This is a genomic window from Collinsella aerofaciens, from assembly GCF_015553355.1.
Lineage (GTDB): Bacteria > Actinomycetota > Coriobacteriia > Coriobacteriales > Coriobacteriaceae > Collinsella > Collinsella aerofaciens_V.
Genome location: NZ_JADNGN010000050.1, coordinates 1 through 10,731, shown reverse-complemented (window position 1 = coordinate 10,731; position 10,731 = coordinate 1). Strand labels below are relative to the sequence as shown.

Annotated in this window: 10 protein-coding genes; 5 read left to right on the top strand and 5 right to left on the bottom strand. The window is 54.5% G+C overall.

Going from position 1 to position 10,731, the window contains the following annotated elements; translation table 11 throughout:
• Window positions 1-14: 14 nt before the first annotated feature.
• The 5 genes from I2D57_RS09400 to I2D57_RS09380 are packed head-to-tail and all read right to left on the bottom strand — an operon-like array spanning window position 15 to window position 6,226.
• The gene (locus I2D57_RS09400; protein WP_195362292.1) at window positions 15-410 is read right to left on the bottom strand and encodes a hypothetical protein; all 396 of its coding nucleotides are present in this window, start codon (window positions 408-410) and stop codon (window positions 15-17) included.
• Entirely contained in the window at window positions 397-3,102 is a 2,706-nt protein-coding gene (locus tag I2D57_RS09395) for an FtsK/SpoIIIE domain-containing protein (RefSeq protein WP_195362291.1), read from the bottom strand. The genes I2D57_RS09400 and I2D57_RS09395 overlap by 14 nt, the downstream gene beginning before the upstream one ends.
• Complete coding sequence (locus tag I2D57_RS09390; protein ID WP_195362290.1) at window positions 3,102-3,548, bottom strand: nucleotide exchange factor GrpE; 447 nt, start codon at window positions 3,546-3,548, stop codon at window positions 3,102-3,104. Before I2D57_RS09390 ends, I2D57_RS09395 begins: the two co-directional genes overlap by 1 nt.
• Complete coding sequence (locus I2D57_RS09385; protein WP_195362289.1) at window positions 3,548-4,657, bottom strand: J domain-containing protein; 1,110 nt, start codon at window positions 4,655-4,657, stop codon at window positions 3,548-3,550. The genes I2D57_RS09390 and I2D57_RS09385 overlap by 1 nt, the downstream gene beginning before the upstream one ends.
• A 9-nt stretch (window positions 4,658-4,666) precedes the next feature.
• Window positions 4,667-6,226 (bottom strand): Hsp70 family protein, encoded by a 1,560-nt coding sequence (locus I2D57_RS09380; RefSeq protein WP_195362288.1) that lies wholly within the window; start codon window positions 6,224-6,226, stop codon window positions 4,667-4,669.
• Window positions 6,227-6,373: 147 nt separating this feature from the next.
• Between I2D57_RS09380 and I2D57_RS09375 the strand changes: the two genes are divergently transcribed.
• The 5 genes from I2D57_RS09375 to hypF all read left to right on the top strand — a co-directional run bounded on the left by I2D57_RS09375 (window position 6,374) and on the right by hypF (window position 10,676).
• A complete protein-coding gene (locus tag I2D57_RS09375) occupies window positions 6,374-6,715 on the top strand; it encodes a helix-turn-helix transcriptional regulator (RefSeq protein WP_195362287.1) in 342 nt (113 codons plus the stop codon).
• A 138-nt stretch (window positions 6,716-6,853) separates the two neighbouring features.
• Entirely contained in the window at window positions 6,854-8,128 is a 1,275-nt protein-coding gene (locus I2D57_RS09370; protein WP_195362286.1) for an ATP-binding protein, read from the top strand.
• Window positions 8,129-8,214: 86 nt separating this feature from the next.
• Window positions 8,215-8,463, top strand: a complete 249-nt coding sequence (locus I2D57_RS09365) for a hypothetical protein (RefSeq protein ID WP_006235225.1) — start codon at window positions 8,215-8,217, stop codon at window positions 8,461-8,463.
• A gap of 1 nt (window position 8,464) precedes the next feature.
• Window positions 8,465-8,977 carry a nickel-responsive transcriptional regulator NikR gene (gene nikR / locus I2D57_RS09360; RefSeq protein ID WP_324249225.1) on the top strand — a complete coding sequence of 171 codons (513 nt, stop codon included), beginning with the start codon at window positions 8,465-8,467 and terminating at the stop codon, window positions 8,975-8,977.
• A 118-nt stretch (window positions 8,978-9,095) separates the two neighbouring features.
• Entirely contained in the window at window positions 9,096-10,676 is a 1,581-nt protein-coding gene (gene hypF / locus I2D57_RS09355) for a carbamoyltransferase HypF (RefSeq protein WP_229055751.1), read from the top strand.
• Window positions 10,677-10,731 lie beyond the last annotated feature (55 nt).

Genomic DNA, 10,731 nt, shown 5'->3' with positions numbered 1-10,731 from the left:
CCCATCATCGCGGTCTATGGGGTCAACGATATGGCACCGTGGGGACACATGTATGTCAATCCTGGTCTAACAGAGCCATCGATTTTCTTGATAAGCCCTGATAACGAAGAGGCAAGCTCGGCAGCGTCTTCATTAGACGCAATCGGTCTTACCATGTTCGGAAGCGCAGCGCCGACGTCCTTCGCGTGACTCCCCGCAAGTCGTTTAGACAATTGCGAAAAAGCCTCCTGTGCTTGATGCGCCAGGCGATCTATCTCCGCTTTCTTTTTGCCCGCCATGTTCCTCGCAGAAATCGACTCCCGATCACAACGATCGCACTCCTGCTTAACAAGCTGGGCGGTCGACGCCTCCGATTTCAGAAATCGTTCTGCTTCGGACAGATACCTTTCGTACAAATCATCCCTGCTCATCGTCGCCCCTCCTCCATAATCGCGTTGCGACAAAGGGCATGAGCTTCATTGAGGGACGTCCCGAAGAAGCCTCCTTGTAAAGGACCCGGTTCTCTTGCCCGTTCCACTGGCACAGCGGGCCATCCAACTGCTTCGCTGCGACATTCGAGCCAAACAGACACGCCACGCCGTCAAAAGACGACAGTCCCGATGAACCCAACTGCGCTGAAAGCGCTACGGGGTTTTGCCAATGGCAGACAAAGTGGATTCCGTGCATAGGAGCCTCGCGGAATACCTTTTGAATCTTCTGCTGAGCACCAAAGTCGAAAGATCCTAGTGAGTCCGCATTCGGCACCAGCACAAACCGCTCCCGCCCACATTCTTCCCCGACATCATTTCTCTGAAGACAATTGGTAATCCATGCAGCCGCTTCGTCCGAAGGTACGACCTCCGGAGAAACCCCCGCACGAGCGCATATCTCCAGAGTCGAATTAGAAACATGGCGCGCGCCATCCTCCACTACAGCAAACTCAGCGCCTCGCTCATAGCGCGCAAGCGATAAAACAAGCGTTTCCATAACGCACGCCGCAAGATCGACAGAATTCGGAAGATCACCGAGCCCTGGCAGCGTTCCCCTGCCCACAAGAGCGATATTGCTTCCCGCAGCTCTTTCAAACGGGAAATATATCGGTGCCAACCCAGCAGAAACACCCCGGCCAAGCAAGGCGCTCGGCACGTTACCTGAATCTATGTCGTTCTGCTCAAGGAGGGCCTCAGTCAACTCCGGCAGAGTGCTTCCGTCGAAAACCACCGGTTCATCAAGGTGCCCTTTTGGCATTGCATAGAACTTGTTCCTGAGACTGTCCAACGTGGCATCCTCAGCAAACGGCGTAAGCACCGTCACATTTGCGCTCGGATTTCCGTAATCTTCGTTCAGAATCGCCTGTCCCCTGAACCTTAGACTAGCAGCCGCCTCGTTAAAGGGTCCGAAAGTCGCCCGCGACTCCGCCGGCGAGTTTTTCAGTCCGATACGGATAGGAAACTGTGCGAAGAACTTGCCTTGGGAAATGGCAAGATTGGTTATCCCGCCGATACTTTGTGACGCCAATATCACGTGAATACCGTATGCACGATAGAGGCGAACGATGCGTTCCAAAAGTTCACAGGCTTCCTTGCCTCTCGCGCCTTCTAGAAATAGCTGGAACTCATCAATGACCACAACGATACGCGGCATCTTATTCCCGCTATTGCGCCGATACTTGAGCAGATTATCTCCGTAAGGCTTGATCGCAGCGGCCCTCCGTTTGGCCTCGGCGGCTATGGAATTCAGCACATCCATGGCAAAGTCTTCATCGGCCTCAAGCCCAAATGCCTTTACCTGCGGTAGATACTCGGGGGAATCCGGCGTGGGAGCCATGGGAAACAGGGTAACGCCCTCTTTGAAATCAAACAGATAGAGTTCCAACTCGTCGGGAGAATACCTGGCGCACAAACCGTAGATGATATCTTTCAACAGATTCGATTTACCCTGTCCGACCGCGCCGGTTATCAGTGCATTATGTCTTTGAGTCTCATTCGAGCCAATCGTGACATCAACCGTCTGGGTTCCACGCAGACCCAGCGAGAACGTGACTCCGTCCTCGCTCGTCTCCATCCAATACTCCGAGGGAAGCACCGACTCGATCTTTACTTCGGGCAACCGCAGCTCTGCCGCTGATCGGGCCATCCGCTCGGCGGCTTGCGCCGATTCAATCGTGTCAAGCTCATAGAGCTCAACATCGTAGCCATCGTGACCCAGCCATCGGGCATGACTGCCCGAGAATAGTTCGAGACGCTCCGAAACAGGATAGGAACGTTTCTTCTCGCAATACCATTTGGGCAAGTCGTCCATCTTGGGTTGTATCATTAGGAAAGAAGTGCCTGCCTTTGGGGCCGCCTTCATCAGCGAGCAGATACGGTCGTATTGCTCGGCAGCCATTCCCATCGGCATATCGTGGATCACAACGAGCTGGTACTTCTCGACCGGCATTCCGACCCGTTGGTGATATACCGCTAGGCTCTCATCGTCTGACAGCAACTCGTTGTTGATTTGCGTCACACGGTCGGTCAGCTCGTTAAGCAAGGCATCGAGCTCGCCTCTCGAATGCAAATACCTGACCGCTGCCTCGCCTTGCCCGTTCCAGCCAATCGTCGAAAAAGGAGCCTCGATGTTTTTGAGTGCCGGGTCAAAACTAATGATTTCAACTTGCGACGCTGAAGTCGATAAAAGCGTCTTGGCCTCTACCTCGCGTACTACCCCGTCTGAAATGCAGCCCTCGTCTGAAACCGACATCACGATATTGCCATGACCAAGCAACGGAACGATAAAGGGCACCGTAAACAAATCGTCGCGTTTTGAAGTTTTCGACATCGATCCAATCTGGATATACTCGGCGGCATTGAGGGCCGAGCCTTCCTCGATCGCCAGCAACTCGTCAACGGTATCCTGCACTCGCTTTTTCAAAAGGGCGTTGCGGCGCTTCTCCCGGATGCTGAGTTTATTGAGCGCTCGTGTTTTTGCCTCCTGTCTCTCCTTCAGCGTCATCTGCAACCACGTGTCAACGGAGGCAGATTGGGATTCACAAGCTCCCAGCAGATGAGCCTGGCATTCCTTGACCTCGCTGAGCGCTTGCCTCATTTCGGCATAGGTCTCTTCCAGCGACATATTGGCCATCAGCCCTCTTCGTGCCGAAAGACAACCACTCGCGCTGGACGGAGAAGTCTTCCACCAATCCTGTAACCGTCTCGCTCTACGCGAGCCACCTTTCCATCTTTGAAGGCGTCGTCTGTCTTAATCAATCCAACGATTTCATGCTCATGTAGGTTAACTGTCTCGTCGCACAGAACAGACTCAAGCCCGTAATGGCTACAAACCTCGATAATCTCATCCGCAATCGAAGACCTCAAGTCCTCTGACAGCGGCTCATTCTTAACTCTATCAACAGCAAGCAGCAGCTCACTGAATAATCCTGCATAAGCTTCGCCAGTGGCCAGGTCTTTGATTTTTCTTGAATCTGATTTGAGAGAAGCGAGAGACGCTCTGAGCCGTTCTGCACAGTCAATAATTGCTTGGCGATCCATCTCCAAGCTGTCGAGTGCTTGGTCCCAGCGCACGTCCATTATTGGAGCCCCGTCCTCTTTGCAGGCTCTCCTAATTTGCGGGCATTGATCATCCATCCGGTCGGTACAACAAAGAAGAATGCATACAGGAGCAGCCCAAAGAACAGAACGAGCGTCAAGAGAGCGCCACTTGACCCGCTTATCATAAATAAGAAGGTCAAGCCGCAGAGAATCCAAAACCATCGGGCCGGTGCAATGTAGTGCCTTTTACGCGCCCAGTCGATAAGGCCCTCCATTTTCTCAATCCATTCCTCATCAGCCTTGTCGATATTTCCCAACGCGCGCATTTCACTAACGACAAGTTCAGCATGCTGGATTTGTTTCATATTGGTGAAATAGCCAGCATTATCCTTTGAGCTCATTTTGTTCTCGACATCCGTCTCTAGACACCGGCATAACGAGCTTAGGACGGGTCCATAATCCGGATGTGCCTCATGAAGATTGCGCGCCATAGTGAGGGCCTGGTCAAATTTCCCCTGAAGATAACGCGCATCAACCAAGCGCGCCATAATCGTATAGTCGCTCTTATCAATCTGCTGGGCCTTCAGAAACTCAGCCTCGGCGTCTGCGTATTTATCAATCATTATGTACGAGTCGCCCAACAGCCTATGAGCGGTCGCCTGATTCGAGCCAAGCTTCAGCAACTCAGATGCAGCAAAAATGGATTCGTCATACTTGTCCATCGAATATGCTGCCAGAGCCCACACAAGCCATGCTTCCGCATCGGTTGAGCAATTCCTTGTTGCCTCCCTAGCGGCAAAACAAGCGTTGGCACTCTGACCGTTTTTGAAATAATCTTTCGCTTCTGATGTCCAGTCTTTCTCGGCGGTTGCAGCACGGGCGTCTTTTTCCAGGTCCCTCTTGCTGTCACTCTTCCCGCTATCATATGTGGCATCGTATTCCAAGCGTTTTGAACTGTTGTGAAACAACGAATCTGCTTCATTTAAGAGCTGCATCATCCTTTCGGCGTTTGCTCTTTGCATAGCATCCGGAGATCCTTCGAGGCGCCTGAAGCGCTTTCGTGTTTTCTTAATCGCCTCTTCAATCTCCTCAATCGGCGCATTCTTTTCCAGTTCGAGAATTTCATAGTAGTCAACAAATTCTTCCATCAGTGTCCCCTATCCAATTTCGATGTTCTTCATCTTGTTAACGGCGGCATCAAGTTGCCGCTCGTCCATATTCGCCACGCGGTCGATTTCGAACTCACCGTACAATCGTCCGCTCTCCCCGTCATATAGACGGATATGCACCGTCTGTTCTTTGTCGTATTCGTAAACCACGCGGACGGGAGATCCCTTGGGCAACCCGGGCGGAAGCGGTATTTCCTTTGAACCGATAATGACCACATAGTTCAAGTCTGGGTCATCGCCTTGTGTCACCTGAACATCGACGTACGACTGGTTCTCGCTCACCGTTGCTGCGTCCTGTGAATAACTCCCCGGCACGGGTGAATTCCTCGGAATCACGACATTGTTGTAGTCTTTGCCGTCTTTCCCGAGCATCACAACCCCCAAAGGTTGCGAGGTAACATCGGCAATGACTACGCTCGGAGCCGTAAAGAGGGGCATATCCGGCAAACTATTTTCCGCCGATCCCGCCACGTCAATGCTCGATTCCATTTCTATTGCGGCCTGAACGGCAGCCCCCATGGCGACAGCCTCATCGGGATTTACCCCAAGCTCGGGTTTCATCCCCGAAATATCTTCGATTAACTTGTGTACCATTGGCATACGCGTTGAGCCACCAACGAGGACCACATGATCGATCTGGCCCCATGAATAACCGGTGTCCTCGAGCACGTCCTCGACCAGCTCCTGCGTTCGATTCAGGAGTGACCTACTCGCCCGCTCGAAATCCTCGCGAGAAATAGCCACACGATAAGGCTTTCCGTCTTTCGAAATGTGAAGGTTGGCTTTTGCCACGTTCGAAAGAGTGCGCTTAACCATTTCGCATTTCTCTCGAAGCTCGGCACTTATCAGATAATCCTCGAGAACATTACCAGCGCCCTGTTTCGAAAGCTCTTCTGCCACGAACGACATTAGAGCGTTATCGAAATCGAATCCGCCCAAGTTCCTATCGCCATCGGTTCCGATAACCGTAAAGCAACCGTCCTCTATCTTAAGAAGCGTCACGTCGAACGTTCCGCCGCCCAGATCATAGACAAGCGTGACGCCGTTCTTCTCGGTATCGAGACCAAAGGAAAGGGCTGCGGCCGTCGGTTCATTCAACACGCGAAGCACTTTGGTGCCCGCAATTACACCTGCCTGCTTTGTCGCAGTTCTTCTTGCATCATCAAAATATGCGGGAACCGTAATCACGGCTCCGCATACTTCTTCTCCAAGTGCCTGCTCGGCATCTTGCAATAATTTTTTGATAATAAGGGAGGAAACCTCTTCTGCAGAGTAGGAAACGCCCGAGTCGGAGTCGAATCTCCAATCCGGATTTCCCATCTGCCGTTTAACGAACTGGACAACATTATCGGGATCACCTGCCGCCGAATGCTTGGCCATCGTTCCAACAAGCGGCTCGTCTTTTCCGTCAAATGATTGGAATAAAACAACCGAAGGTGTAGTCGGTTCTCCGTCCGCATTCTTCAGTATTTCGGGAAGTCCATCGTCTCCCAACACAGCGACAGCCGAATAGGTCGTCCCAAGATCGATTCCAACAACTCTCCCCATAGCCACCATTCCTCGATGTCTATTTATATTGGTTTTGAGTTTATTCAAATTAGACTTTATGTCAATTATTGCACCTAAGGACAATCCAGTTAGACATTTGACCGGCACCGAAATGCAAAGTTGCTCTTGATATCAGACGGGAGCGACATGGATGTGACCAATAAACATACCGCACTCGCCAGAATCCGCAAAAAGTCAGGGCTTACTCAGCTTCAAATTGCGGACAGTCTTGGCGTTAGCAAGGCGACATATAGTGCATGGGAAACAGGTCGAGCAAAACTAGGAGAGGACCGCATTGTTGCATTGTGCGATCTCTTTGGATGCACGCCCAACGATATCCTTGGCTATACCAAAGATCCAGACGGAAGCCCTGCGTTTTATACTGCTCAGGAAGACGAATATCTATCGCTCTTCAAAGCCCTGCCACCAAACATCAAGGCCGACATTCTTGACATCATGCGTTATACGACAAAGGCCTGGAGACTCTAGGGCTTCTCTTCTGGCATCATGAATGTTTACTAGACATAATGTCCAACTTGCACAATCTAAATCGTCCAACTTGCACAATCTAAATCGTCCAACTTGCACAAATCAACGGTATAATACCCTGATAGCAAGGAGGGTGACATGGGTTCAATTCAACACGGTTATTTACCACGAGTCGCGGACAAAGTGCTCGCCAGAAAACTAAAATCTTCTGGGGCTGTCCAAATCAAAGGGCCAAAATGGTGCGGCAAGACCGCAACGGCTGAACAGGCAGCCGCAAGCAGCATCTACATGCAAGACCCCGATAACGGTCCGAGTTACATCCAGCTTGCCGATTCGAAGCCCTCTCTCCTGCTCAAAGGAGATGAGCCACGCCTCATCGATGAATGGCAAATGGCCCCGCAGCTTTGGGACGCCGTAAGGTTCGCGATCGACCGTGGCAAAGGGCGAGGCAGGTTTATCCTCACCGGCTCCGCAACGCCTCGGGCAAGCGAAATGCCGGCACACTCAGGAGTCGGCCGCATAGCACGTATAAACATGCGCCCGATGTCACTTTTTGAATCACGCGAGTCAACAGGATCAGTTTCGCTGGCAAGTCTGTTTGATGGAAACACCGATGTTGCCGATATGGTCGACTTCGATATCGAACGTATCGTCTACTCACTTTGCCGAGGAGGTTGGCCTGAAGCGGTTACCGAGCCAAACCATGGGATTGCGCTATCCATGGCCCCTGATTACATCTCGGAACTGCTTGATTCCGATATCGACGAGATTGATGGACTGCGGAGAAATAAGACTTGGATGGCCCAGATTATTCGAAGCTACGCTCGCAACATCTCGACAGAGGCATCGCTCGCCACAATCGCCGCTGACATGCAAGGAGAACCTCCCTCAAGAAATACCGTTTCTGAATATGTCGACGCCTTGACCCGCTCCTGCGTTTTCGAAGATCTCGAGGCATGGGCCCCGCGGCTCCGCTCAAAAACCGCCGTACGGACGAGTCCGACGCGCCATTTCTGCGATCCATCGCTTGCGGTCGCAGCCCTGGGGGCAACGCCTCAAAAGCTCCTGGAGGATTTTGAAACATTTGGGCTTCTGTTTGAATCGATGTGCATCCGTGACCTGCGCACCTATATGGACCTGCTTGGCGGCAAGGTTTATCACTATCGGGACAAGACCGACCTTGAAGCCGATGCCGTACTCGTGCTAGATGACGGCAGGTACGCTCTGGTTGAGGTCAAGCTTGGCTCAAAACCTATAGACGCCGCTGCCGCCAATCTCAAGAAACTCGCATCTAAAATCGATGCGGCACACCAAGGCGAAGCGTCCTTCTTGCTCGTTCTCACTGGAACCGCAACTGCCTACCGACGGGAAGACGGTGTCGTAGTCGCGCCGCTTGCTTCACTGGCTCCGTAGGACAACTGGCATACAGCAGCGGGCGCAGGAGCCCTCCGTAGTAGAATCTGAACCACTGAATAGACTCGTACAAAAGGAGACTTTCCATGCATGACGTCGGAATGAATATGAGCCAGCTTGCCATGAGCGTCAAGCAGGTCGACGACACCATCGAGCTTGCTCACGAGTGGAGCCATCAGCTGCTGCATGCGACCGAGAATTTTGACATGGAGCGCATCGGCGCCAAGCTCGAGGCCGCCATGGCCGCGCTGCACGAGGCCCACGACGCACTCGAGGGCTACGAGGAAGCCATCGAGGCCGACCACAACTCCGTCGGCTCCGTGAAGCTGGTGTAAGGTGGCCGAACACGAGCACAGCTGCGGGTACGAGCACGAGCATCCGCACGGGGCGGACGGTGACGCGGGCTGCCACTGTAGTGGTTCCGGCTCCGAGCTGGTCCGTTTTTCGGTTACCGCGCCCGACGACCTGTTGCGCCGTTTTGACGAGCAGATCGCGCGCCGCGGCGACGTGGCCAACCGCTCCGAGGCCGTGCGCGACCTGATTCGCGCCTCGATCGCCAAGGAGCAGATGCGCACGCCCGATGAGCAGGTTATCGGGTCGCTCACCATGATCTATGACCACCATACCGGCGATCTGACGCGCCGTCTGGACGAGGTGCAGCACGACTACACCAACGAGATCGTATCGACCATGCACGTGCATCTGGATCACCACAACTGCTTGGAGATTCTGGCGCTCAAGGGTCGCGGCGAGCGCGTCTACGAACTAGCCGACCGCCTGCTGGGCCTGCGCGGCGTTAAGCACGGCGAGCTCACGTGCGCCGCCACCAAGCAGAGCCTGGGGCTATAGCGGGATTTCCCGCAGCGCACCTGCCAAAAAAGGACAGGTTTATTTTGGCAGGTTTAGAAGTTTTACCTACCAAAATAAACCTGTCCCTTTTTGGTACGTTTTGATGAGGGAGGGTCGCATGCGGCATGTGCATATTCATGTGACGGGCATTGTGCAGGGCGTTGGCATGCGACCGTTTGTGTATCGCGAGGCCATGGCGCATGGCATTTGCGGATGGGTGCTCAATGCGGGCGACGGCGTGCATATCGAGGCGCACGCTCCGGCCGATGCGCTCGATGCTTTTGTTGCCGCGCTTTCTGAGCATGCGCCTGCGGCAGCCCGCGTAGAGCATGTCGAGGTTGTGGACTTGGCAGCCAACGGTTGGGATGCCACCAACGAACAGGGCTTTCGCATCGTAGCATCGCAGGACCAGACCGCGCACACGACGCTCGTCTCGCCCGATATCGCCACCTGCAACGATTGCTTGCGCGAATTGTTCGATCCCGCCGACCGACGCTATCACTACCCCTTTATCAACTGCACTAACTGCGGGCCACGCTTTACCATCATCCGATCGTTGCCTTATGACCGAGCGGCCACGTCGATGGATTGTTTTCCCATGTGCCCCAAGTGCGCCGCGGAGTATGCCGACCCACTCGACCGGCGTTTTCACGCGCAGCCCGATGCCTGCTTTGATTGCGGGCCGCATATTACGTGGCGCGAGGCTGTGAACGGCGATGCGTGCGGGAATTCGTCCGCGACACCGGCCGTCGGCACCACACGCGAGGCCAGCGACGCTATCATCGAGCGCTGCGTTGAGCTGCTGGCCAGCGGTGGCATCGTCGCCATCAAGGGCCTGGGCGGATTCCATCTATCCTGTGACGCTGCCAACGAGCAGGCGGTGGCCGAGCTGCGCCGTCGCAAGCGTCGCAGCAATAAGCCGCTTGCCGTCATGGTGCGCAGTCTTGCTGATACCGAGCGCCTGTGTCATATCGACGATGCTGAACGCGATCTGCTCGCCAGCAGCATCCGCCCCATTGTGCTGCTGCGCCGGCGCACTGTTGGCGAGGGCAACGGCAGTTCCCCCGACATCCTCGCTCTCGCGCCATCTGTCGCGCACGACCTTCCTGAGCTCGGCGTCATGCTCCCCTATACGCCGCTTCAACATCTGTTGCTTGCCGCGGCAGAAGCCTGCGGTATGCACGCGCTCGTCATGACCAGCGGAAACCTGAGCGAAGAACCCATCGAGACCGACGACGACCTTGCCTGGGAACACCTCGTTGCCGCCGGCATCGCCGACGCGTTGCTCGGCAACGATCGCGCGATTCTCTCGCGCTACGACGACTCTGTAGTGCGCGTGGTTGACGGCGCCGTTATGCCCGTACGCCGCGCTCGCGGATATGCACCCCAACCGCTGCCGTTGCCGGCGCTCGACCGCGCTCCGTCCTGCGTGCTCGCCTGCGGGCCACAACAAAAGGCCACGATTGCGCTCACGCGTGAAGGGACGAACGGCGAGGCAACCTGTTTTGTGTCGCAGCATATCGGCGATGTTGAAAACGGCGGGACCTTCGATGCCTGGAACGCCGCGCGCACGCGCTTGGAAGATCTCTTTGACTTGGCGCCCGCCGCCTTGGCCTGCGATTTACACCCCAGCTATCTATCGGGCCAGTGGGCGCGCGAGCAGGCGCGAAAATGTAAGGCTCTGTTAGACCAGGATTGACATACATGTGTCCCCACGGTGCCATATCGTTGACCCCATAGACCGCGATGATGGG